This window comes from Mesorhizobium sp. 131-3-5, assembly GCF_016756575.1.
In the GTDB taxonomy this organism is placed as follows: Bacteria; Pseudomonadota; Alphaproteobacteria; order Rhizobiales; family Rhizobiaceae; genus Mesorhizobium; species Mesorhizobium jarvisii.
Genome location: NZ_AP023254.1, coordinates 5,166,551 through 5,187,747, shown reverse-complemented (window position 1 = coordinate 5,187,747; position 21,197 = coordinate 5,166,551). Strand labels below are relative to the sequence as shown.

Annotated in this window: 25 protein-coding genes; 16 read left to right on the top strand and 9 right to left on the bottom strand. The window is 61.4% G+C overall.

Translation table 11 applies throughout. The annotated features are described in order from the left end of the window. Nucleotides 1-336 precede the first annotated feature (336 nt). Together JG747_RS25580 and JG747_RS25575 are read left to right on the top strand one after the other, a co-directional pair. A complete protein-coding gene (locus JG747_RS25580) occupies nt 337-1,848 on the top strand; it encodes a leucyl aminopeptidase (RefSeq protein WP_202360301.1) in 1,512 nt (503 codons plus the stop codon). A gap of 9 nt (nt 1,849-1,857) precedes the next feature. Then, a complete protein-coding gene (locus JG747_RS25575) occupies nt 1,858-2,307 on the top strand; it encodes a DNA polymerase III subunit chi (RefSeq protein ID WP_019857282.1) in 450 nt (149 codons plus the stop codon). 78 nt (nt 2,308-2,385) lie between these two features. On the opposite strand, the gene JG747_RS25570 is transcribed toward JG747_RS25575, so the two are convergent. Both JG747_RS25570 and JG747_RS25565 read right to left on the bottom strand, forming a co-directional pair. Then, nucleotides 2,386-2,904 (bottom strand): DUF995 domain-containing protein, encoded by a 519-nt coding sequence (locus tag JG747_RS25570; RefSeq protein WP_202360300.1) that lies wholly within the window; start codon nt 2,902-2,904, stop codon nt 2,386-2,388. Nucleotides 2,905-2,970: 66 nt separating this feature from the next. Next, complete coding sequence (locus tag JG747_RS25565) at nt 2,971-3,894, bottom strand: glycoside hydrolase family 26 protein (RefSeq protein WP_202360299.1); 924 nt, start codon at nt 3,892-3,894, stop codon at nt 2,971-2,973. A 620-nt stretch (nt 3,895-4,514) separates the two neighbouring features. Here JG747_RS25565 and JG747_RS25560 point away from each other — a divergent pair. From JG747_RS25560 to JG747_RS25545, 4 genes are all read left to right on the top strand, one after another. Further along, the gene (locus tag JG747_RS25560; RefSeq protein ID WP_202360298.1) at nt 4,515-6,389 is read left to right on the top strand and encodes a glycosyltransferase family 2 protein; all 1,875 of its coding nucleotides are present in this window, start codon (nt 4,515-4,517) and stop codon (nt 6,387-6,389) included. Between the two features lie 301 nt (nt 6,390-6,690). Then, on the top strand, nt 6,691-7,101 hold the full coding sequence (locus JG747_RS25555) for a hypothetical protein (RefSeq protein ID WP_223217757.1): 411 nt from the start codon (nt 6,691-6,693) through the stop codon (nt 7,099-7,101). Between the two features lie 332 nt (nt 7,102-7,433). After that, entirely contained in the window at nt 7,434-8,078 is a 645-nt protein-coding gene (locus JG747_RS25550) for a DUF995 domain-containing protein (RefSeq protein WP_244748221.1), read from the top strand. Between the two features lie 419 nt (nt 8,079-8,497). After that, on the top strand, nt 8,498-8,911 hold the full coding sequence (locus JG747_RS25545) for a hypothetical protein (RefSeq protein ID WP_244748220.1): 414 nt from the start codon (nt 8,498-8,500) through the stop codon (nt 8,909-8,911). A 1-nt stretch (nt 8,912) separates the two neighbouring features. Here the strand turns inward: JG747_RS25545 and galE are convergent, their stop codons facing one another. The 4 genes from galE to JG747_RS25525 all read right to left on the bottom strand — a co-directional run bounded on the left by galE (nt 8,913) and on the right by JG747_RS25525 (nt 12,517). Then, nucleotides 8,913-9,944: a UDP-glucose 4-epimerase GalE gene (galE, locus tag JG747_RS25540; protein WP_202360297.1), complete on the bottom strand. Its 1,032-nt coding sequence runs from the start codon at nt 9,942-9,944 to the stop codon at nt 8,913-8,915. Beyond that, nucleotides 9,941-10,981: a UDP-glucuronic acid decarboxylase family protein gene (locus JG747_RS25535; RefSeq protein ID WP_019857288.1), complete on the bottom strand. Its 1,041-nt coding sequence runs from the start codon at nt 10,979-10,981 to the stop codon at nt 9,941-9,943. The genes galE and JG747_RS25535 overlap by 4 nt, the downstream gene beginning before the upstream one ends. 785 nt (nt 10,982-11,766) lie before the next feature. After that, nucleotides 11,767-11,940: a hypothetical protein gene (locus tag JG747_RS25530; RefSeq protein WP_019857289.1), complete on the bottom strand. Its 174-nt coding sequence runs from the start codon at nt 11,938-11,940 to the stop codon at nt 11,767-11,769. 106 nt (nt 11,941-12,046) lie between these two features. Then, a complete protein-coding gene (locus JG747_RS25525; protein WP_064984947.1) occupies nt 12,047-12,517 on the bottom strand; it encodes a carboxymuconolactone decarboxylase family protein in 471 nt (156 codons plus the stop codon). 112 nt (nt 12,518-12,629) lie between these two features. On the opposite strand from JG747_RS25525, the gene JG747_RS25520 reads away from it, so the two are divergent. The 3 genes from JG747_RS25520 (at nt 12,630) to JG747_RS25510 (ending at nt 14,816) form a co-directional block, all read left to right on the top strand. Beyond that, entirely contained in the window at nt 12,630-13,280 is a 651-nt protein-coding gene (locus tag JG747_RS25520) for a TetR/AcrR family transcriptional regulator (RefSeq protein ID WP_223217755.1), read from the top strand. Nucleotides 13,281-13,299: 19 nt separating this feature from the next. Next, nucleotides 13,300-13,905 carry a hypothetical protein gene (locus tag JG747_RS25515; protein WP_038645766.1) on the top strand — a complete coding sequence of 202 codons (606 nt, stop codon included), beginning with the start codon at nt 13,300-13,302 and terminating at the stop codon, nt 13,903-13,905. Nucleotides 13,906-13,967: 62 nt separating this feature from the next. Further along, nucleotides 13,968-14,816, top strand: a complete 849-nt coding sequence (locus JG747_RS25510) for a 23S rRNA (adenine(2030)-N(6))-methyltransferase RlmJ (RefSeq protein WP_202360296.1) — start codon at nt 13,968-13,970, stop codon at nt 14,814-14,816. A gap of 34 nt (nt 14,817-14,850) precedes the next feature. On the opposite strand, the gene JG747_RS25505 is transcribed toward JG747_RS25510, so the two are convergent. Beyond that, entirely contained in the window at nt 14,851-15,624 is a 774-nt protein-coding gene (locus JG747_RS25505) for an AraC family transcriptional regulator (RefSeq protein WP_202360295.1), read from the bottom strand. Nucleotides 15,625-15,829: 205 nt separating this feature from the next. On the opposite strand from JG747_RS25505, the gene JG747_RS25500 reads away from it, so the two are divergent. From JG747_RS25500 to JG747_RS25475, 6 genes are all read left to right on the top strand, one after another. Continuing rightward, nucleotides 15,830-16,252, top strand: coding sequence for a VOC family protein (locus tag JG747_RS25500; RefSeq protein ID WP_019857298.1), 423 nt, complete (start codon nt 15,830-15,832; stop codon nt 16,250-16,252). Between the two features lie 30 nt (nt 16,253-16,282). Further along, nucleotides 16,283-16,645 carry a DoxX family protein gene (locus JG747_RS25495; RefSeq protein ID WP_019857299.1) on the top strand — a complete coding sequence of 121 codons (363 nt, stop codon included), beginning with the start codon at nt 16,283-16,285 and terminating at the stop codon, nt 16,643-16,645. Between the two features lie 89 nt (nt 16,646-16,734). Continuing rightward, the gene (locus JG747_RS25490; protein WP_019857300.1) at nt 16,735-17,187 is read left to right on the top strand and encodes a hypothetical protein; all 453 of its coding nucleotides are present in this window, start codon (nt 16,735-16,737) and stop codon (nt 17,185-17,187) included. Nucleotides 17,188-17,322: 135 nt separating this feature from the next. Next, nucleotides 17,323-17,904 (top strand): TetR/AcrR family transcriptional regulator, encoded by a 582-nt coding sequence (locus JG747_RS25485; protein WP_202360294.1) that lies wholly within the window; start codon nt 17,323-17,325, stop codon nt 17,902-17,904. Continuing rightward, nucleotides 17,901-18,737 carry a DMT family transporter gene (locus JG747_RS25480; RefSeq protein WP_202360293.1) on the top strand — a complete coding sequence of 279 codons (837 nt, stop codon included), beginning with the start codon at nt 17,901-17,903 and terminating at the stop codon, nt 18,735-18,737. The genes JG747_RS25485 and JG747_RS25480 overlap by 4 nt, the downstream gene beginning before the upstream one ends. A 238-nt stretch (nt 18,738-18,975) precedes the next feature. Beyond that, a complete protein-coding gene (locus tag JG747_RS25475; RefSeq protein ID WP_202360292.1) occupies nt 18,976-19,590 on the top strand; it encodes a LysE family translocator in 615 nt (204 codons plus the stop codon). Between the two features lie 108 nt (nt 19,591-19,698). Here the strand turns inward: JG747_RS25475 and JG747_RS25470 are convergent, their stop codons facing one another. Then, nucleotides 19,699-20,010 carry a transcriptional regulator gene (locus JG747_RS25470; protein WP_081296144.1) on the bottom strand — a complete coding sequence of 104 codons (312 nt, stop codon included), beginning with the start codon at nt 20,008-20,010 and terminating at the stop codon, nt 19,699-19,701. A gap of 227 nt (nt 20,011-20,237) precedes the next feature. Between JG747_RS25470 and JG747_RS25465 the strand changes: the two genes are divergently transcribed. Continuing rightward, nucleotides 20,238-20,456: a hypothetical protein gene (locus JG747_RS25465; RefSeq protein WP_202360291.1), complete on the top strand. Its 219-nt coding sequence runs from the start codon at nt 20,238-20,240 to the stop codon at nt 20,454-20,456. Nucleotides 20,457-20,529: 73 nt separating this feature from the next. Here JG747_RS25465 and JG747_RS25460 read toward each other — a convergent pair whose 3' ends face one another. After that, the gene (locus tag JG747_RS25460) at nt 20,530-20,988 is read right to left on the bottom strand and encodes a hypothetical protein (protein ID WP_202360290.1); all 459 of its coding nucleotides are present in this window, start codon (nt 20,986-20,988) and stop codon (nt 20,530-20,532) included. Nucleotides 20,989-21,197 lie beyond the last annotated feature (209 nt).

Genomic DNA, 21,197 nt, shown 5'->3' with positions numbered 1-21,197 from the left:
CTCGAACGGCATCATGCCACCACGCTAAGGGTAGCTGCCCGGCGACGCCCGCACAACTGGCTCCGATAGGCTCGATCAGGCAGGCGATCCGGTTCCCGTCCCACGTCGCGCGCCGCAATGGATCGGAGTGTCGGAGGGAATGGATAAGAAAGGACGAACATCGATGGTTAACAACAGGTTGCGGCATGAAGCGGGGCCGTGCCGCGACGAATCGCCATCGATTCCAACTGTCATATGGGTAGCCATTTTGGCAAAGTCTTGCCAAATGCCGGAAAACGACCAAATGTCGCGGATCGCTTCAAACGCTTCGCACGCCATCCCCGAAAGCAGGACATGATGAACCCGAGACCATCGATCGCCTTTGCAAAATTCGCCGCGCCGCAGACGGCGGCGAACCGGAAGGGCACGGTCTTCGTGCTGTCGGCGGATGACGGCGGCCTGAGCGATGCGGCCAGGGCTTACGATCCTGGCAAGACGCTGGAACGGGCCTTCCCGGTGGCCGAATTCACCGGCAAGTTCGCCGGCGTCGTCGAGATACTGGCGCCGGAAGGAGCGTCGCTCGACAGGTTGGTCGCGATCGGCGCGGGCAAGGCGGCGGGGCTCGATGAATATGCCTGGCTGAAACTTGGTGGCACCATTGCGGCGTCGCTGCGCAAGGCAACCGACGTCGCCGTGGTGCTCGACCTTGCCGGCGCTTCGATTGATGGCAAGGACGCCGCCAACCTTGCGGCAGGCATCCTCCTGCGCAGCTATTCCTTCGACAAATACAAGACCGGCAAGGACAAGGATGACACAAAGGCTGATCCGAAGAAGCCGGCCAAGATAACCATCCACACCGCCGACCCGGTAGGCGCCAAGAAAGCCTTCGCCGATGCCGAGGCGGTGATCGACGGCGTGCTTCTGGCGCGCGACCTTGTCAACGAACCGGCAAATATACTGGGACCGGTCGAGTTCGCGGCTCGCGCCAAGGAACTCGAGACGCTCGGCGTCAACGTCGAGATCCTGACCGAGAAGGAGATGAAGAAGCTCGGCATGGGCTCGCTGCTCGGCGTCGCGCAAGGCTCGCCCCGCGGCGCGCGCATGGCCGTCATGCAGTGGAACGGCGGCAAGCCCAAGGACGGCCCGATCGCTTTCGTCGGCAAGGGCGTCACTTTCGACACCGGCGGCAATTCGATGAAGCCGGCTTCGGGCATGGAGGACATGAAGGGCGATATGGGTGGCGCTGCCGCCGTGACCGGCCTCATGCATGCGCTGGCTGCGCGCAAGGCAAAGGCCAATGTCGTCGGCATTATCGGCCTGGTCGAAAACGCCGTCGATGGCCATGCCCAGCGTCCCGGCGACATCGTCACCTCGATGTCGGGCCAGACCATCGAGGTGCTCAACACCGACGCCGAGGGGCGTCTCGTGCTGGCCGATGCGCTGTGGTACTGCAACGACCGCTTCCAGCCGAAATTCATGGTCAATCTGGCGACGCTGACCGGCGCCATCATGGTCGCGCTCGGCCTCCACTATGCCGGCCTGTTCTCCAACAATGACGAATTGGCGGACAGGCTTGCGGCGGCAGGGCAGGCGACGCAGGAGCGGCTGTGGCGCATGCCGCTCGGCGCCGAATACGACAAGCTGATCGATTCCAAGAACGCCGATATGAAGAACATTGGCGGCCGCTATGGCGGCGCCATCATAGCGGCGCAATTCCTGCAGCGTTTCGTCAAGGACACGCCCTGGGCGCATCTCGACATTGCCGGCACCGCCATGGGCTCGCCGTCGAATGAGATCAACCAGTCCTGGGGCTCAGGCTTCGGCGTGCGGCTGCTCGACCGGCTGGTGCGCGATCACTACGAGAGCTGACCACGATCCATGGCCGACGTGCTGTTCTACCATCTGACCGAATCGACCCTGGAGGAGGCGCTGCCAGGCCTGCTCGAGCGCAGCGTCGATCGTGGCTGGCGCGCCGTGGTGCAGACCGGCACCGAGGAACGGCGCGACGCGCTCGACCAGCATCTTTGGACATTCCGCGATGATTCTTTCCTGGCGCACGCGACCGATCGCGAGGCTTATCCCGGCGAGCAGCCTATCCTGTTGACCACCGGCGACGGCAATCCCAACGAAGCCAAGATAAGGTTCCTGGTCGACGGCGCGGTGCCGTCCGACCTTGCCGGCTACGAGCGTGCCGTGTTCCTGTTCGATGGCCATGACGCCGCCCAGGTCGAGGCGGCGAGGGGGCATTGGAAGACGATGAAGGACGCGGGCCATGCCGTGACCTACTGGCAGCAGACATCGGACCGCCGCTGGGAGCGCAAGGCCTAGCGCTATGCATGCAAGAAAGACCCAAAGCGCATCAACGCGATGCGCTTTGGTCAGCGATGTGCCGCGGATGATAAGGCTCTAGTCGCGGGCCTTGATCCGTTTCTGTTTCCAGCTGACGTAGTCGCCGTGTTTCAATTTCATGAACTCGTCCGCCAGGTTGCGATGCGAACTCCTGAAGACGTACCAGTCGCCATCCGGTAATTTGCGCTGGTAGATCACCCGTCCGGCCTGACGATGCTCGAAGCAGGTGAGGGCGTTGGAGTCGCCTCCCGCGCCATGCCATTTTGCCCGGAAGCAAACCTTGCCGCCGCCGGGAATGAACCAGATGCCGTCACCGTAACCCAGCTTGCCCTTGTCCGAAGTCCAGGCGCTGAATTGACGGCGCTGCGCGGCAAAATAGCCCGCACCATTTCGACCCCAGAGCCATGAACGGTTCTGGTACATCTGATAGATGCCCTCGTCGGGCACCGCCTCGGCCTTCATGGCCAGGTAGGCGGTTTGCGACGCCGTCTTGGCTGTTGCCGGAAGCTGGAAAGCCAGGACGGCTATGGAACAGGCAAGTGCCGTTCCAATGGAATTCCCCAATATTCGTTTCACGACCCCACCCCTACAATTTACGTACACTCAGTTTTTACGGTTGCACTCGACCCTGACAGAGTACGCCTAGGGCAGGACATGCTGAGTAACCCTCCAGTCGGGTAGCCCATAGCCACCCAACCATGGCCACACCTCCTTCTGGTTGAAGTAGACCACCGAGGTCAGGGCCGGAAACTCCGAATAGGATTTGCGGGAATCGGCCTCCCACTGCGAGACATACTCCTGCTTGCCGACATAACCGAGTTCCGCCACCACGACCGGCTTGTTGAAACCCGCGACGCGGTCATATCCTGGCTTCAGCGTCTCGGCGAACGTACGGTCACGACCGGCCTCGTCATTGTCCTTTTTCTGCAGGCCGAATACCGACAGGCCGATGACGTCGACATAGTCGTCGCCGGGGTAGTACTTCTCCAGACCCTCTTCACCTTTGGGTGACCACATGTATTTGGCGGCCGGAGCAGCCTTGCGGCAGAGATCGACCTCGCGCTTGTAGGCGGCGATCCAATCCTTGGGAGCCCAGTTGGCCCAGGTGAAGCGGCCGTTCTTGTCTTCCATTTCCTGCGCCCAACGAATGGTGACGGGGCTCTTCATGGCCCCCACCAGGTTGCAGATCGCCTGCATGTTGGCGTCATATCTGCCGCTCAATATGCCGTCGCGCAGTTCGTTCGGGGTGATGCGCCAATCCTTCGACCAGGTCCAAGGCTCGATGGTGATCAAGAGCGACCGGTTTCGCTGAAGGGCATAGGCATCGGCCAAGGGTAGGGTCGTCAGATCGACGTCTTCCCAAGGTAGGAACAACTCCTCGATGCTGGCGGTCTTGTCGGCGCTGAAGTCGCCGTAAGGGTCATAGGATCCGAACGCCGACGCGGCGCTGCTCGTCTGAACGGGATCCGTCGCGGGTGCCGAGCCGGCGTCCGCCGAAGTCGGCAACGCGGCGCTGCCGCCCAAGGCCAACGCGATTGCAAGCGCACTTGCTGCGATATGTTTCATGATAATCTCCCATGGCTTCGACATCCTGCGGAAGTCGAAGCCTCGCCCACGCGTCGACACGTGATCGACGCAACCATCCAAACCCGATCGGCTTGATCGGCGGAATCTGCGGGATTTCGGAGCGACGATTGGCGGGAGTGCTGCGCACGGATTCCCGCCAAGAAGATCATCTCTCAAGACGCCGGCACGAGGAGCTCAAGAGAAAAGGTTCGCCGCGATACTCACAAATTCGCGTCATATTCCGATATATCATCCCGGGCTAATTTAAGAGCCGGTCGCCATAGAGAGTCAAGTACAATTAACGGTTGCTTAACCATGATTCGCTGGGCATGGTTAACGGGCCGACCTTGCCGGAATCCCACCGGGCGCCTTTGGCCCCATCAGCTATTTTCCAACGCTGAAAAATTTCACCGAACGTCTATTCCGGAGCCGGCCATTGGCCTCGTGCCGAAAGTTTGGGCTCCCATTCAAGGGGTTAGGTTAACCAACGTTCAAGAAGAATGGTTAAGCAGCATTTAATTTAGTTGACACTAACGGAGCGACCGCCGATTCTGCCTGTGGGGATTTAAGGGCCTTGCAGCGGTCGTTGGCTGCAGCCCTAAGTGGCGGCGTGTAGGGACATGAGTTTAGACGTAGGCATCGTCAGCCGTACGGGCAGACGGGCAAAGCGGCCCGGGTCAATTCCGGCCGTCTCGGCTGAGAAGGCTCCTTTTCTCGTGCCCGTACTCTCTCCGATCCAGCAATGGATCCTGCGGACAGGCCTGGCTTTCTGGTTCGCCACCCTCGGTTTTTTCTGGGCCTGGTGGCTGAAGCCGGAACATATCGAACACATCGGATCGTTCACCTTCGCCACACTCGTGCTGGCCTGGCTGACCTTGATGCCGATGTACTTCCTGCTCAACGTGCACGCGTCACGGAAACCTTCAAAGCTTTACAGCGTCCCAAAGAGTTCGCGAGTCGCCATGGTGGTGACCAAGGCTCCATCCGAACCCTTCGCCGTGGTCGCGCGCACGCTGGAAGCAATGCTCGCGCAGGATTATCCGCATGACACCTGGCTGGCCGACGAGGATCCTTCCGAGGAGACGGTCCGCTGGTGCGATGCCCGCGGCGTGTTGATATCGACGCGGCGCGGCAGGGAAGACTACCACCGCAAGACATGGCCGCGCCGCACCCGCTGCAAGGAAGGCAACCTGGCCTTCTTCTATGACCACTATGGTTATGAGCGTTACGATTTCGTCGCGCAGATGGACGCCGACCATGTGCCGACGCCGACCTATCTCAGGGAAATCCTTTATCCCTTCGCCGATCCCGCGGTCGGCTATGTCTCGGCGCCGAGCATCTGCGACAACAATGCCGCCGAAAGCTGGTCGGCGCGCGGCCGGCTGTTTCCGGAAGGGATGTTCCACGGCCCCTTGCAATCCGGCCATACCGGCGGCGGGGCGCCGCTCTGCATCGGCTCACACTATGCGGTGCGGACCAAGGCACTGAAGCAGGCGGGCGGTCTCGGCCCGGAACTGGCGGAGGACCATTCGACCTCGATGCTGATCAACGCGGCCGGATGGCGCGGCGTGCATGCGATGGACGCTATTGCCCATGGCGATGGCCCGCAAACCTTTGCCGATCTTGTCACTCAGGAATTCCAGTGGTCGCGCAGCCTAATGACGATCCTGCTCGAATATTCGCCCACATACTTTCCCAAGCTGTCGCCGAGACTGCGGTTCCAGTTTCTATTCTGCCAGCTCTGGTATCCGCTGTTCGCGGTCTTTGCGCTGCTGATGTACGCAATGCCAATGTATGCGCTGGTCACCGGGCGCAACTTTGCCAATGTCATGTATGCCGACTTCCTCTTCTACTACCTGCCCAACGCCGGCGCCCTAGTTGGCCTGGTCATGATGCTGAAGGCATTCGGCCTCTCGCGACCGATGACGGCCAAGACGATCAGTTGGGAAGGCACGCTGTTCCTTTTCTTCGCGCGCTGGCCGTGGGTGCTGGCCGGCACGGTGTCGTCGCTGCGCGACTATCTGACCAAGTCGTTCGTGGATTTCCGCGTCACGCCAAAGGGCAGTGGCCCAAAGAGCCTGATTCCGTTGCGCGCCTTCGTTCCCTATGTGGTGCTGGCGGTCGGTGCGGCGCTGCCTGTCCTGCTCGTCGACCACCCCTTCGACGCCACCGGCTTCTACTGGTTCGCTGCCCTCAACGCCTTCCTCTACGGGCTTCTGGTGTTGGTCATCGTCGTGAGGCATGTCATCGAGAACAGGATCCCGCTGCGCGCGAATGCCGCCAAACTCGCCTTTCAGGCATCGCTGGCGATGCTGGCGCTTGCCGTGCCGACCGCGGGTTTTTACGATCGGGGCATGGAAGGCGTCTACGGGCTGCAGCAGGGAGCGGGCGGCTTCCGCATCGTCCGCATCGCCTATGTGGTTTCCGGCGCCGGCCAGGGCAACATCGGCACCCGCAATTTCTACTTCGATCCGGGTTGGGAAACGCGGCGCTGACGCCAGCTTCATCCGCGCGCAAAGAGCTCTCCTGCACTACATTCACCTTGATGGATGGCTTCGATTGCCGGCCGGTGACATGATCGGCTTCAGGCACGAGCAAATAAGATCAAATTTTAATAATATCCGATCGAGCGCTGAAAGGCGGCACTGACCATGCCGTTTGCGCGAATTTTAATAAGTATCCTCTAATATTCGAACATGATGTGAATGGCGATTGGCTGTTCACGCGGCGTGGAAGACACCAAAGAAAAATATCTCCGCGTCCAATCGACTTGCATTTCTCGGCAGGGGATAGGTGATGAACAAGTTGATGAGGGATTTGGCTGCCAAGGGCAGAAAAAATGCCTGGTCTATAGCCGCCATTGCACTGATCTCGATCGTTTCCGGTTGCCAGAGCATGGACGCGACCACGACCGGCTCACTCGCTGGCACGCCCATGGTGCATGCATCCGCCAAGAAAATTCACACCGTCGGCAAGAAGCAGGTTCGCGTGTTCCACCACAAGCGCCTCATGCAGATGACCAGTGTGACGCGCACGACTGAAACGGCCTACGCCGCCTTCGTCCGGCCGCAGCCGGCCAGGATCGTCACGCCGGCGCCGGTGAAGGTTTCTTACAGGCTGGGTAGCGCCGGCCCGCTCCTGGGCCATTCGCCGTGGATCTGCGGTCCAAGCGGATTTGGCCAGCGCGCGACTTGCCGCGCGCGCTAACAAGAGTTGAGTTGGGGGCCGGAATCCGGGCGTGAGAGGTCAGGCGGCACGGGTCGCGCCAGCACCTCCTGCGCCCGGATTTCCATTCGCGCCGATACCAATCGACAAGCGTCTTCGATCGGCTCTCGTGGCCTGACGTCGAAGTCTCGGGCGGGTCTGGTTTACCGGAGCTTGCCGATCCCTCGAACCTTGGCCACCTCGCCACGGCGCAAAAGATTGACATCGGTCTTTGCCCGACTGTTAATGCTCGCAAGCCAACTGCTGACCGCGCGACCTGGGAAATCCAGCGTTGTGTCGATGGAGAGAACGCTCCGGGCGGGGTGTTCTGAGTCATGGTCGTGTCGGCGTTATGCTGGATCGGGGTACGAAAAACCGAAATGCGACTGCTGATTGCGCTGACAGTTTCGACCGGATTGCCTTGGCCTTGCATAAGTCGTGAGCGGGAAGGCGGCCAGTCTGCCAGACACGCCTGGCTTGTGCCCCTGCTGGTCGTTTGTGGTCAGTTGGCGCTTTCCGGAGCGGCTCAAGCGGCCAACGAAAAGAACGCCAAGCCCGCGGAAGCCGCCGCCACCGTGCCGACGGCTTTCGAGCTGCAGCGTCTCTACACCGACCGCACGTGGCTGTGGAAAGATGGAGCGGCCTATTTTGGACAGACCGGCCGCCCCTTCCGGGCCTGGACTTCGGGGCAGGATTCAGCCTCTGTCGCCGAGGGCAGGTGGCTGGTGACGAAGGACGGCAAGATGTGCATGGACGCCGCCTGGCGATCCAAGAGCTACAAGGGCAAGCAGCAGCGGATCTGCTATAGCCACCGCGTCAGGGGCGGGGCCATTGAGCAGCGCAAGGATCCGGACGGGGACTGGTACAGTTTCAAACGAACCCCCGAGGACCTTTCCGATGAATACCGGAAATTCGAAGTGGGCGACATTAAGGGCGCGCAGTTCGAAGAGACCCGCAAGCTGATCGATTCCAAGAATTAGGTCATGTTTCAGCCATACTGAGCCGGTGATGCCTTGCGGCGTGGCCGGAATGAAAGTTTGTCGCGGCCGGCGATTTTCGCGATCCTGCTCCGTCCCATTGTGGCAGGTTGGGCAGACCGTCAAACCGGTCTCTGGTTCGACGGCAGGCTGCCTGGTGGGAGCCTGTCCGGGAACTTACGAATCACTTATCGTGAAGGGTGAGGGTGGGGTCCGACCGGAGTTGCTGGCGCACTCTTCGATGAATTGCATTTAATCCTATAAAACGGCGAGAGGTTGCGCCCAATCGCACGGGTTGTTTAATAAGCATTGTCTAATACTCGGCGTGATTCCTAAGTGGCAGGTGGCTACTCAGCGGCGTGAAGGCAACGACAGCATAGAGTGCCGCACCTCGCCCTTGGCTTGATAAGAGGGGATACGTGATGAGCAATTCCGCAATGGGCGCATTTCGTCCAGGCATATATAGTCTACGCATTGTTGCGGCCGTGGCGATGATCTCGGGTTGCCAGGCCCTGGATGCGACAAAAACCGATGCGGTCGCTTTCAAGCCTGTGGTTCATCCGGTCCGCAGCAAACCCGCGGTCCTGCCGCTCTACGCCATGACCGCGGTTCATTCGCTTAGAGTCGAGCCTGAGCTTCTGATGACGAGCACGACAGGGTCGACCGAAATTGACTACGCTTTCGTATCACCACAGCCGATCAAAATCGGCCCGCCGGGACCCGCGAAGATCGCTTACAACCCTGTCATTGGTGGGTCGTTTCCGGGCAATTCGCCCTATATCTGCAGCCCCAGCGGATTTGGTCAGCGCGCCAGTTGCCACCCGCGCTATCTCTGATCTAGCCAGCAGCGAGGGATGCTGCAGCCTTGCTTGGCGGCAGGTCCGCCGGTTTTGTCCGCAATCCGAAGAACGGGGCCGCCGTCTTGACGATCGTGTCGATGTCGGAAAGCTGCGGCACAAAGCCAAGATGCGCGCGCGCCTTGCCCGGATCGGCATAGAGCTCTGCCGGATCTCCCGGGCGCCGGTTTTTGAAGACGGCCGGAACCGGTCTTGAGGTTATCCGGCCGACCGCCTGTATGATCTCCCTGATGGATACGCCGCGCCCTGTGCCAAGGTTGACCGCCAGGCTTTGTCCGCCGCCCTCGAGGTGCTGGAGCGCTTTCAGATGGGCACTGGCCAGGTCGCTGACGTGGATATAGTCGCGCACGCAGGTGCCGTCCGGCGTGTCATAGTCCGTGCCGAAGACCTCGATCGCGTCGATGATGCCGGACGCCGCCATCAGCACTCTGGGAACCAGATGCGTTTCGGGTGAATGCCACTCGCCGAGCTCGCCGTCGGGATCGGCGCCGCAGGCGTTGAAATAGCGCAGGATCGCAAATTTCATCCCATAGGCGGACGCATAGTCGCCGATGATCTGCTCTCCCATCAGCTTGGTGCGCCCGTAAGGGCTGATTGGATTTTGCAAGGAGGTCTCGCGAACGGGCAGCGCCTCCGGCACACCGTAGGTAGCGCAACTGCTGGAGAAGATGATGTTGTCGATGGCGTGCGCACGTGCCGCGTCGAGCACGGCAATGGTTCCGGTCACGTTGGTCGAATAATAGTCGGCCGGCTCTTGAACGGATTCCCCGACATAGGCCAGCGCGGCGAAGTGGATGACCGATGTCGGCCTGTACGTCCCGATCGCCGCCCGCAACGCATCCCGATCCCGGATATCGCCGACGACAAGCGGACCCCAGGCGACGGATTTCCGGTTGCCGCGGCAAAGATTGTCGAAAGCCACGGGCAGATAGCCGGCGGCGGCCAGCAGCTTGCAGGTGTGACTGCCGATGAAGCCCGCCCCACCTGTCACCAGGATCGCCGGTCGGCTCATGAAGCCGCGGCCCCGGTGATCATCCGGCTGCCGTAGAGCAGGGTGTCGAAATAGTCGACGGTATGGGCGAGCCCCTGGGCCAGGTTGATCCTCGGCTCCCAACCGAGATTGTCCCTGGCGAAGGAAATATCCGGTTTGCGCTGCCTTGGATCGTCGATCGGCAGCGGTCGGTGCACGATCTTCGATCTGGAGTTGGTGTAGCCGACGACCAGCGTCGCGAGTTCCATGATGGTGAATTCACCGGGGTTGCCGAGATTGACCGGATGGGCGGGCGCATGCGGCGCATTCATCAGCCGGATGAAACCCTCGATGAGATCGTCGGCGTAGCAGAAGGAGCGGGTTTGCAGGCCGCTGCCATAGACCGTCAGGTCTTCGCCGCGCAACGCCTGGACGATGAAGTTCGAGACCACGCGCCCGTCATCGGGCTGCATGCGGCGGCCGTAAGTGTTGAAAATGCGGGCAACGCGGATGTCGAGCCCATATGTCCTCGAATAGTCGAAGAACAGGGTTTCGGCCGAACGCTTGCCTTCATCATAGCAGGACCGTGGTCCATGCGTGTTGACGTTGCCGAAATAGCTCTCGGGCTGTGGGTGCACGAACGGGTCGCCATATACCTCCGAAGTCGAGGCCTGGAATATCTTGGCATTGCTCCGGCGCGCGAGTTCCAGAAGGTTCAGAGAACCGAGCACGCTTGTCTTGAACGTATGGATCGGATCAGCCTGGTAGTGCGGCGGAGAGGCCGGGCAGGCGAGATTGTAGATCTCGTCGACCTCAAGGCCGGCCGGCAGCGGATCGACGATGTCGTGCTCGATGCAGGTGAATCTGGGATCGCGCAGAAGGGTGTTGAGATTGTATCTCTTGCCGGTGTGGAAATTATCCAGCGCGACGACGTCATATCCGTCCCGCAACAGGCGTTCACACAGATGCGACCCCAGGAAGCCTGCGCCCCCGGCAACCAGGGCGCGACGTCGTTTTTGGTGCGGCTCCCTTTGACCGATCCCGGATCCCAGCTTCAGAACCTTGAAGACCTTGCTCATGCTTTTCCCCTACGCAACCCGCACGCTATCGCCGCGCCGGGACGACAGCCCGGCGACGCCTTCAGAACGTGACAAACCCTCCGCATCAGCGGATTCGCTGTTCATTGATGTGCGCTAATTGTCCTCTGGGCTCGCCAAGTCGGCGCCGCACGCTTTAAGTGCTGCCGCTCACCCGTCTCCACGCCCCAAAATCGCGATCACACGTACAGTGCCATCATCGTCGATTGCTCGCCCAAATTGCACATCCCAACGCATCAAAAATATACCTGCGGAGACCATAGTCAACTAAATTAGTATTTTCTTAACTATAACATTTTGCGGATGGTTAACCCTCAGCTGGGCTCGGCTTCGCAACGTCGGACCGTAAGCGCTCGGGGAGATACTCGTTGCAAGTCAATGGTTTGGATTGGCGGCTGATACAATGCCGGGGCTGATATGCCGACGCCGCCACTCCATCGCGCGTATCGGTCTGCGTCCGAGGAAATATACTCATGAAGAACAGACCTGGGCGATCCCCGCAGATGTCAAATTTTCAGTTCACAATGAGACTGCTGGCCAAAGCCGCTTGGGCTACAAACATAAACGTCGGGATGTGAATACTTTGCCAGTATTTCTCTACGAAAATCGGAGGCATCGCAGCCATTTATAGCCAAGAGAAAGCCGAGAGCCAAAAACTGAATGGAAAACCGCTGCATCACGGCGGATTTGGACCGCGATTTTGTTCCATAGAACTGCTCAAAGCCTTTGTGCATAAGGCCTCTCATTCGCATGGCGGGGATCAACGGTCATTTTGGTCGGGAAAGGCGCCAGCGTCCATTCGATGCCGAAACATCGATGATTTCCACAATGGCATTGAGCGCATAGGTAGAGAGCGCCGTCCATTGCGCGATCGCGTATGCAAGCAGCGGCACCTCGGCAAAACCGGTCGTAAAATGCCTGAGCCAGGGGATGGTCCGCATCCGCGGGCCATCCCCTGGCGGGGCACGACAAAACGGTCGCATTGTCCTTTTGTCGGTTGGGCATGGATCGACCTGGAAGCGGTCGACCGCTTCCAGGCCGAATAGCCTACTGCCCGCCCATCTCCTTCTTGAATGTGTCGAAATCGACCTGCATGCCGTTGAAGATGGTGCTCCAATGGCGGGTCAGCGCGGCCATCGCCACGGCTTCCTGAATCTCCTCGTCGGTGGCGCCGGCGCGCTTGGCGTCCTGCGTATCCGACCAGATGCAATAGTTGCACGGAATCTGCGCCGCCACTGCAAGCGAGATCAGCGACTTGACCTTTGGCGGCAGTGCCGTCTTGTCGCTGAGCTCGATGGCCTTGACCTCGGCCCAGGCGCCGGGCAGACCGGCCTTCGGAAACTGCTTCACAAAACTCGGTACGCCGCCCATGGTCGACTGGATATCCTTTAGCGTTGCATCATAGTCGTCGGCATAGGCAGGTGCCGCGACCAGGGCCAGCGCACAGCCGGTGGCGGCGAGCAGGCAACCGTGGTGTATCGACGAAAGCACGGATGAAAGAATGCGATAATTAGACATGACATTCTCCTCTGGTCTTTGTTAGCCTTACGATGTAAGGTGATGTGGAAAATGAACCTTACAGTGTAAGTTGTCAAGCGGCGCAATGGACACATCAATCAAAAAAAAGCGAATGCGCGGGCGCCTGTCGCGCGAAATGATCGAGGACGCGGCCTTCGAGGTGATCGAGAAGGAGGGACTCGCCGGCTTTTCGATGCGCAAGCTGGCGGCGGCGCTCGGCTGCGAGGCGATGAGCATCTACCACCATTTTCCTTCGGTGGCGCATTTGCACGAAGCGCTGGTCGACCGGCTGGTCGGTGCTCTTGAAATGCCCGACGCCGGCCTTCCGTGGCGGCAAAGAATGCGCATCGCCATCGAGGATTTTCGCCGTATCGGCCGCGACCATCCCGCTTATGCCACCTTCTTTGTCACTTACCGGATGAACTCGCCGATCTGCCTTGCCTGGCTGAACGGCATTCTGAGCCTGTTCAGGGATGGCGGTTTCGACACTGAACTCAGCGCGCGGCTGTTTCGCGCCGTCGGCTACTATCTGATGGGTGCCGTGCTGGATGAGAATGCGGGCTATGCCAAAGGTCCGTCGGCGGTAAACACGGTCAGCGACGAGCAACTGGCCCGGGATTTTCCCAACGTCATGGCCGCCGGGCGCTTTTTCGGTACCGCCGAATTCGACAAGACATTCGAGCTTGGCCTCGACATGCTGCTGGACGAGATGGAACGCCTGCGCGACGGTGTCGGCGCCGGCCAGTTGTCCGGCAAGGTGTGAATACGAGGTGAGTGTCTGAATGCGCTTTCTGTTTGTCCTGATCCTGCTTGCCGGCACCGGCATCGGCTTCATCTATCCCTGGGCGATGACCAATTTTTCCGGCCGCGAGATCGGCACCTGGCGGGTCTATGAGCAAGGCCGCTTCAAGCCGTTGACCGTGTCGCTCTCAAGCCGCGACGCCCCGGTCCGCGTCCTGGTCGACCTCACCGCGAGGGCCGAACGCATCGTCTCGCAGCAGCGCACTGTGTTGACGCTGACCGCCGCCACCAATGGCCGCACGGTGCTTGCCTCGACGTTGCAGTTCAACCATGTCGACAATCCGCGCCAGGCCAGCCCGCAGCTGCCCGACAAGATCTTTCGCGACGACGCAGGCGTCATCGCAAGTGTCAATTCCGGTCCCTATGTCTTCACTGTCGGTCCGGGCGACGCCGAGGACATCCCGATGCGAGCGGTCGATCTCATCTTGCGCTCCGGTGTCGGCGAAACCGACGGGCGTGCGCGGCCGATCGGCTTCGCCCTGATGGCGGTCGGCTTGATCGGCTTCCTGCTGTCCCGGCGTTCGGGTGGCGGCCGGCCGGACAATCCGAACTCGCAGCCGCCGCCACCGCGCTGGGGCAGGGGTTGACGCATGTCGCCCAAAAATGTGCAGCGGTTTTGGGGCAACGACATGCGTAACGGCAGCAGATCATGAATTACCGCCACGCGTACCACGCCGGAAATTTCGCCGATGTCGTCAAGCACGTCGTGCTGACGCTTCTGCTTGAATATCTCAAGCAGAAGGACAAGGCATTTCGCGTCGTCGACACCCATGCCGGCATTGGCCGCTACGATCTGTCCTCGGTCGAGGCACAGAAGACCGGCGAGTGGCTGGGCGGCATCGGCAGGCTGATCGATGCGTCGTTCGATACCAGGGCGGGCGCGCTGCTGGCGCCCTATCTGGACGCGGTGCGGTCGCTCAATCCCGGGGACGGTGTGAAGAAATATCCGGGCTCGCCGCTGCTCGCGCGCCATCTCCTGCGCAAGCAGGACCGGTTGTCGGCGATCGAATTGCACCCGAAAGACGCCGCCAAGCTGAAGGCGGAATTCGTCGGCGACTTCCAGGTGCGGGTGATGGAACTCGATGGCTGGCTGGCGCTCGGAGCGCATCTGCCGCCGAAGGAGAAGCGCGGCCTGGTGCTCATCGATCCGCCCTTCGAGGAGGAGGGCGAGTTCGGCCGCCTCGTCGACGGCCTCATAAGGGCACATAAGCGCTGGCCCGGCGGCATCTATGCGCTGTGGTATCCGATCAAGGACCGCAAGGCGGTGATCGCCTTCAGGAAGGCACTGAAGCAATCCGGCATCCCGAAAATCCTCGACATAGAATTCGAGATCAGGCCGGCCTCTTTGGAACCCAGCCTCGATGGCAGCGGCATGGTGGTGGTCAACCCGCCCTTCACGCTGGAAGGCGAATTGCGAACCGTGCTGCCGACCCTGCACAAACTGCTCGCCGTGGAAAAGCCGGCGCACTGGTCGCTGGAATGGCTGGCGGGAGAGTAGGCGGCCTCGGCTTCGGCCTCGTCGGGCGGCGCTGCTATCGTCTCGAAGAGGCGTCTGCGAGCGCAGATGGCGTGACGCCGGACAATCGCCTGCTCTCGCGTATCAGATGAGCCTGATCCGAATAGCCGGCTTCGACCGCCAGCACCGCGGTTGAAGCGCCGCCTGACGTTTGCCTCAAGCGCCGGTAGCGATGAAAGCGCAGGATGCGGTCGAGCGTCTTTGGGCCGTAGCCGAAACTCTCTTCGAAACGGCGACGCAGCGTCCGCTCGCTCATATGCAAGGTGCGCAGCAGGAACGGCACCAGCGGCTTGTCGGCTGGCAGACCCCGGTCGATGACGTCAAAGGCAAAGCCCATGACCGTATCGGGCGCATGCTGGTTTTGCGTGTACGCGCCGATTGCCTTCTCCAATTGTCCCACCATGCTCGCGAGATCGGGCGTGGCGCGGACGTTGCCTGCCAGATGGCGCGCCCGCACACCCCAGAGGTCACCGAGGTCGAGGCGCTCTCCCAAGATCCGGTTGGCCGGCACGCCTAGCCAGCCGGCGGCCGCCCCTGGCCGGAATCTCAATCCGACAATCGTTGCTCCTGACGGCAGTGTCTCGATCTGCGGCTCCCGGTCCGGTCCCGCGATCCGGAACCGGCCGTCGATCCACTGCAGGTCGATCGTGGCGTCCGGCGTTATCAAGACAGGTGGAGCGTCCCGGTCCCGCATGCGGTGAACCCAGACGGACGCGAAAGTGGCAGCCAGCCGCCTGTCTGCGGGGCGTTCCTGGAAAAAGCCGGTGGTCTGCGCCAGTACAGCTTCCATCCCTTAAGCTTTCGTCAGTCTGCTCGGCCCTTGGTCTTCTCGTTCGCTCGCCATTCGGGTCCGGGGCCATTTTGGCCGAAATCTTCAATGCGGGCCGCTCTCGCCATGGCAAACCTGCACGAAGCTTTTCGGTGTCATCGCGGCCACATCGGCGCCGAGGTCACCGATACCATTCAAGCCCAGAATATAGAAAGGAGAAACCAAAATGAAAGCTCGCATCAGTGTCATCACGCTTGGTGTCGATAATCTGGAGGCGTCGCTCGAATTCTACCGAAACGGACTGGGGTTTCCGACCGAAGGCATCATCGGCAAGGAGTTCGAGCACGGTGCTGTCGCCTTCTTCGATCTGCGGAACGGCTTGAAGTTCGCGATCTTCGAACGCCCCAACATCGCCCATGACGCCGGCGTCGCTCAAACCGGCCGCAGCCCGACCGAATTCACCATCGGTCACAATGTCACGAGCAAGGCCGAGGTCGATGCCGTGATGGCGCAGGCCATCAGCGCCGGCGCGCGCGCCGTCAAGCCCGCCCAGGACACGTTCTGGGGTGGCTATGCCGGCTATTTTCAGGATCCGGATGACCATCTCTGGGAAGTCGTCTTCAACCCTGCCTTTCTTCCCGAGGACTGAACCCTGGCAGGCATCTGGCAGGAGGTTGGCATGTTCGCTCAAACGGTTCAGGCGCTGGGCGCGCTTCTGATCGGCGGCGTGTTTGTATGGGCCGGCGTCGAACATTTCGTGAAGTTCAAGGCAATGACCGAGTATCTGGCCGGCCGGCACTTTCCGGCCCCGGCCTTCCTGCTCGCCGCGGGTTCGGCGTTGGAGATCGTCGCCGGCTCCTTGCTTGCTATGGGCATTGCGGTGCCTTTCGCCGCCGGCGCACTGGTCGTGTTTACGCTGGCGGCGAACATGCTCCTGCTGCGGTTCTGGGCCTGTGAGGGCCTGGAACGGCAAACGTCGCGATCCGCCTTTCTGGTCAATTTCGCCGTTATTGGCGGATTGCTGCTTGCGGCAACCGTCTAGTCTTGTTCTGGAAACCATTGTTTCGGCAACCGCTTGACCGCCGCCGAGCGAATCCGCACAGTGCGTGCAATCGACCTTGAGAGGCTGCCATGACTCGCTTCGCCAAATCCGCACTTGCCGCCCTGATTTCGCTCTGCACCCCGCTTGCCGCGCCTCTCGGTATCACCCAGGCGGCGCAGGCGGCCGACCTTGCCGTCTATTCCGATGACGATGGCGGCGTCTGCGGCCAGCCCTGGGTGCTGAGCAAGATCACCAGCCGCTTCTCCCATCAGGTGCATCACGTGCCGCATCTGCCTGATGTGCAGATCACCGATTTCCGGCGCATCCACCAGCATCGCTATCTGCCGGCCAACGACACCTGGCCGATCGGCCGCCGCTATTGCGGCGCCACCGTCAGTCTCTCCGACGGACGCGACCGCACCATCTGGTACCTGATCGAGGAAGGCCAGGGCTTCGCCTCGATCGGCGACAATGTCGAGTTCTGCGTCTCGGGCTTCGACCGCTGGATGGTCTATAACGGCCGCTGCCGCGTCCTGCGCTAGACGCAGCCTTCCATTCCCGACTGCTTTGGCGCCTGCGGCTCGATCAGCCGCAGGCGTTTTTTGTGCCGTGTTGACAGAAAGTGAGATTCGTCACATGAGTATGAGACAGACCTGTCTCATCACATGGTGCGCATCATGACACTGTCGCCTGTCTCCGACAAACGCCAGCATGTTGTCGAAACCGCCTATGCGCTGTTCAAGCGCGCCGGCTTCCATGCCACCGGCATCGACCGGATCATCGCCGAGGCCGACGTGGCCAAGATGACGATGTACCGGCATTTCCCCAGCAAGGACGAGCTGATCGTCGCCGTGCTCGACTATCGCGCCAGGCGTTTTGACGATCAGCTCAACCAGCTTGCCCAGAAGAGCATCACGCCGGAGCAGAAGATCGCAGAGATATTCGACTGGCATGGGCGCTGGTTCCGCAGCCCGGATTTCCACGGCTGTCTGTTCGCGCATGCGCTGGCCGAGTTCGGCGATCCCGGTCACCCGGTGTTCGAGGCTGTCGCCAGGCAGAAGAATGGCTTGAGGCAGCGCATGCGGTCGATCCTGTCGGAGGTGCTGCCGCGCGGCCGGGCCGAGAACGTGGCAGCGACGCTTTTGATGCTGATCGAAGGCGCCACCCTGATGGCGCAGATGGGGCAGACGGACACCGCCTTGCGTGAAGCCCGCAAGACCGCCCTGGACGTCGTCGCCGCCTCGCGCAGGAAGCAATGAGCCCGCTGGTCATCGGGCTCGCGCTCTTCGCGGCGATCCTGCACGCGAGCTGGAACGCTTTCCTGCGAACCGGCGCCGACAGGTTGTGGACCGTCACCGTCATGAGCTTCTCCAGCACGGCGCTGGCCGTTCCGCTGGCCATCTTCAACGGTTTTCCAGCCACATCGGCCTGGCTCTATGTCGCCCTCTCGGCCTGCCTGCAGGTCGGCTACAGTGTGTTCCTGGTGGCTGCCTACAGATATGGCGAATTGGGACAGGTCTATCCGATTGTTCGCGGCAGCGTGCCTCTGCTCGTCACCCTTGGCGGCTTCCTGCTCGCCGGCCAGCAGCTCACCGTTCTGGAGACCGTCGGCGTTGCCCTGGTCGGTGGCGGCATCATGGGTCTGTCGCTTGGACGCGGAAGGGCCGCCACGATATCGATCCTCTACGCGCTGGCAACGGGAGCAATCATCGCCGCCTATGCGACGGTCGATGCGATCGGCGTCCGTGCGGCGGGCAATGTCGGCGCCTACACGGCCTGGGTGCTGCTGGCCTATGGTGCGTTGCTGCCGGCGACCTTCGTTGCTTGCCGCGGCCGGCTTGCTGTCGACCCGCGGGCGCCGGAAACCTGGAAGGCACTGGGCGGCGGCCTGTTCGCGCTTCTCGCCTATGGCGTCGTGGTGGCGGCCTTCGCGCTCGGGCCGGCCGGCCCGATCACCGCGATTCGCGAGACCAGCGTCGTCTTCGCGGCCTTCATCGGCCGGCTGTTTCTTGGCGAGACGCTGACGCCCCGCCGTGTAGGCGCCTGCGCCGTAGTCGCGCTCGGCGCCATCTGCCTCGCTTATCAATCGTAACGACAATCAAATCGCCTGCCGGCACGCGCGACGATGATTCTCGGCGGTGCCTGCGGCTCAGGTCTCGCAGGACTTGCCTATGCGGTGTGGGGCTGGAGCGGCACCTGCCTGTTCGGCGCGGCATCCGCCGCGGCCGCGCTGCTGGCGTCACGAAGGCCTTGAACTTTCGGGCTGTCGCCGGCAGGCAAATCGGCTAACCTGAACACCCGAGAGCAACACGTCACTTTCGGGAACCGTCATGGACCTTGCCACCATCATTGCCTTTGCGGGAGCCTTCTTCGTGTTCGCCGCCAGCCCTGGCCCCGACAACATGACCATCGTCGCCCGCACGATCTCCAGCGGCGCCGCGTCGGGCATCGCGTATGGCGCCGGCACGGTGGTCGGCATCCTTATCTTCCTGATGCTCGCAGCCTTCGGCCTGTCGATCATTGCCGCCAAGATGGCAATCGTCATGACGGTGCTTCGCTACGGCGGAGCGGCCTATCTGATCTGGATGGGCATCAAGCTGTGGACGGCCGTGCCCGTCGTGCCGGAGCTGCAGCCCGTCTCAGGGCGGCGCGGGCTGCTGACGATCTTCGCCACGGGTGTCGCGCTCAATCTCGGCAATCCGAAAATGCCGCTGTTCTACGTGGCGCTGTTGCCCAACGTCGTCGGTGCCTCGCTCACATCAGCGCATCTCGGCATCCTGATCGTGGTGATCCTGGCTGTCGAGATTGTGGTGATCGGCGGGCATGTCCTCCTCGCCGGCCGTGCCCGCAGTCTGTTGCGCACGCCCAGGATCGTGCGCCGGGTCAACCGCGCGGCAGGCGGCGTCATGATCGGCGCCGGCGTTGCCGTGGTCGCCACGCGCTAAAGCAATTCCTGGAAAAGTGTGAAACGGTTTTCCCGGGAAAAGCGCATAGCGCTTTCCCCTTGGCAATTGCGTCAACGCATAGAGTTGGAGATCGCTCGGTCGCAGCGCTTATTTCCTGCGTTGCGTCGCTTCGGCCTGATCGATGATCTTGCGAAGAAAAGCAATGTGGCCGCGAAAGGCTCGCCGCCCAATCGTCGTTGCCTTGACCCGGGTCTGCGGCCGTCGCCCGACGAAAAGCTTCTCGACATCGACATAGCCTGCTCTGGCCAGCGTATCGATGTGCGCTCCGAGATTTCCGTCGGTCGTTTCGATCATGGCCTTCAACTGGGTGAACTCCAGCGCCTCGCGCCTTTCCAACGTGTTCAGGATGGCCATGATCCTGAGCCGTATGCTTTGATGGATGATGTCGTCGGCGCTCACCGATAGGCTCTACTGCGGCAAAGCCCAGGACCGTCGCAACGTGGCTCGGCGATTACGGGCTGCGGTCCTGTCTGTTGCCTTTGTGTGATCGAAATCAAATCGCCAGCTCCTGACTTTACGCAGAATACTCTGCCTTGCAGAGTTATCTGTCAATCAGCCGATGGCGATGGAACTACGCTTGACAAGGTGATCTTCAGATCGGTCGTCGCATCGCGCTCGTGATCCGCATGGATCGCTCGCTGGTAGAAGATGATTGCTTCGATGAGGTGGCAGGTCGTGATATTCGCGGCCAAAGATCATGCGTGAAGCTGCTCGCTAATCTTCGCGGCTTCATGGTGGGTTCGCATCGAGAATGCCGGAGTGAAATTGCTGGCGGTATCGGAAGATCAGCAGCGGATTTTTGCGATGACGAGTGCGATCGTGTGTCGATCTCAACCAAAATTTAAGCTGAGAAAATCATACCATTGCTTCGCTGGCTAGCGAGCCGCGAGTCAGATATGCATTGCGCGCCGGGGTCATTCACGGCCAACGGCATAACGTGAAGGGGCATGACATGGCTAAGCAGTCATCTAAAGCGCCGGCATCCAAGGCACCGGCAAAGAAAGCACCCGCAAAAGCAGTCGCGGCGAAGGCCGCAACAGCAGTGAAGAAAGCAGCGCCTGCGAAGGCGGCGGCAAAGCCTGCGGCGAAGGCAGCACCGGCCAAGAAGCCGGCGGCGGCCAAGGCTGTGGCAAAGCCGGCAGTGAAGAAGGCAGCGCCCGCCAAGGCAGCGGCAAAGCCGGCAGCGAAGGCAGCACCGGCGAAGAAGCCGGCGGCCAAGGCAGCGGCGAAGCCCGCGGCCAAGCCCGCAGCCAAGAAGGCAGCGCCCGCCAAGGCAGCGGCAAAGCCCGCCGCGAAGGCGGCGGCAAAACCGGCCGCGAAAGCAGCGGCGGCCGCGACAAAGCCCGCGGTGAAGAAAGCCGCCGCGCCGAAGGCCAAGGCAGCGCCTGCGAAGGCGAAGGCTCCGGCCAAGAAGTAGACCAGTCGTTGGGGCGTCGCGTATCCCTTCGGGGTTCGCAAGGACGCTCTGACGCTCTGGATCGAAGCTGTCCGGCAGCGGGGTTCAGCCTTGAGGGCTGAACATCGGGATGGGATCGAGGGGCAAGCAAAGCGAGGCGCCGGTTGGCTGCCTCGCTCGCTCTTTGGAT

Coding starts and splice junctions, on each gene's coding strand:
- JG747_RS25580 (WP_202360301.1), top strand. CDS start 337: ATGAACCCGAGACCATCGATCGCCTTTGCAAAATTCGCCGCGCCGCAG.
- JG747_RS25575 (WP_019857282.1), top strand. CDS start 1,858: ATGGCCGACGTGCTGTTCTACCATCTGACCGAATCGACCCTGGAGGAG.
- JG747_RS25565 (WP_202360299.1), bottom strand. CDS start 3,894: ATGAAACATATCGCAGCAAGTGCGCTTGCAATCGCGTTGGCCTTGGGC.
- JG747_RS25560 (WP_202360298.1), top strand. CDS start 4,515: ATGAGTTTAGACGTAGGCATCGTCAGCCGTACGGGCAGACGGGCAAAG.
- JG747_RS25555 (WP_223217757.1), top strand. CDS start 6,691: ATGAACAAGTTGATGAGGGATTTGGCTGCCAAGGGCAGAAAAAATGCC.
- JG747_RS25550 (WP_244748221.1), top strand. CDS start 7,434: ATGGTCGTGTCGGCGTTATGCTGGATCGGGGTACGAAAAACCGAAATG.
- JG747_RS25545 (WP_244748220.1), top strand. CDS start 8,498: ATGAGCAATTCCGCAATGGGCGCATTTCGTCCAGGCATATATAGTCTA.
- galE (WP_202360297.1), bottom strand. CDS start 9,944: ATGAGCCGACCGGCGATCCTGGTGACAGGTGGGGCGGGCTTCATCGGC.
- JG747_RS25535 (WP_019857288.1), bottom strand. CDS start 10,981: ATGAGCAAGGTCTTCAAGGTTCTGAAGCTGGGATCCGGGATCGGTCAA.
- JG747_RS25530 (WP_019857289.1), bottom strand. CDS start 11,940: ATGCGGACCATCCCCTGGCTCAGGCATTTTACGACCGGTTTTGCCGAG.
- JG747_RS25525 (WP_064984947.1), bottom strand. CDS start 12,517: ATGTCTAATTATCGCATTCTTTCATCCGTGCTTTCGTCGATACACCAC.
- JG747_RS25520 (WP_223217755.1), top strand. CDS start 12,630: ATGCGCGGGCGCCTGTCGCGCGAAATGATCGAGGACGCGGCCTTCGAG.
- JG747_RS25515 (WP_038645766.1), top strand. CDS start 13,300: ATGCGCTTTCTGTTTGTCCTGATCCTGCTTGCCGGCACCGGCATCGGC.
- JG747_RS25510 (WP_202360296.1), top strand. CDS start 13,968: ATGAATTACCGCCACGCGTACCACGCCGGAAATTTCGCCGATGTCGTC.
- JG747_RS25505 (WP_202360295.1), bottom strand. CDS start 15,624: ATGGAAGCTGTACTGGCGCAGACCACCGGCTTTTTCCAGGAACGCCCC.
- JG747_RS25500 (WP_019857298.1), top strand. CDS start 15,830: ATGAAAGCTCGCATCAGTGTCATCACGCTTGGTGTCGATAATCTGGAG.
- JG747_RS25495 (WP_019857299.1), top strand. CDS start 16,283: ATGTTCGCTCAAACGGTTCAGGCGCTGGGCGCGCTTCTGATCGGCGGC.
- JG747_RS25490 (WP_019857300.1), top strand. CDS start 16,735: ATGACTCGCTTCGCCAAATCCGCACTTGCCGCCCTGATTTCGCTCTGC.
- JG747_RS25485 (WP_202360294.1), top strand. CDS start 17,323: ATGACACTGTCGCCTGTCTCCGACAAACGCCAGCATGTTGTCGAAACC.
- JG747_RS25480 (WP_202360293.1), top strand. CDS start 17,901: ATGAGCCCGCTGGTCATCGGGCTCGCGCTCTTCGCGGCGATCCTGCAC.
- JG747_RS25475 (WP_202360292.1), top strand. CDS start 18,976: ATGGACCTTGCCACCATCATTGCCTTTGCGGGAGCCTTCTTCGTGTTC.
- JG747_RS25465 (WP_202360291.1), top strand. CDS start 20,238: ATGGATCGCTCGCTGGTAGAAGATGATTGCTTCGATGAGGTGGCAGGT.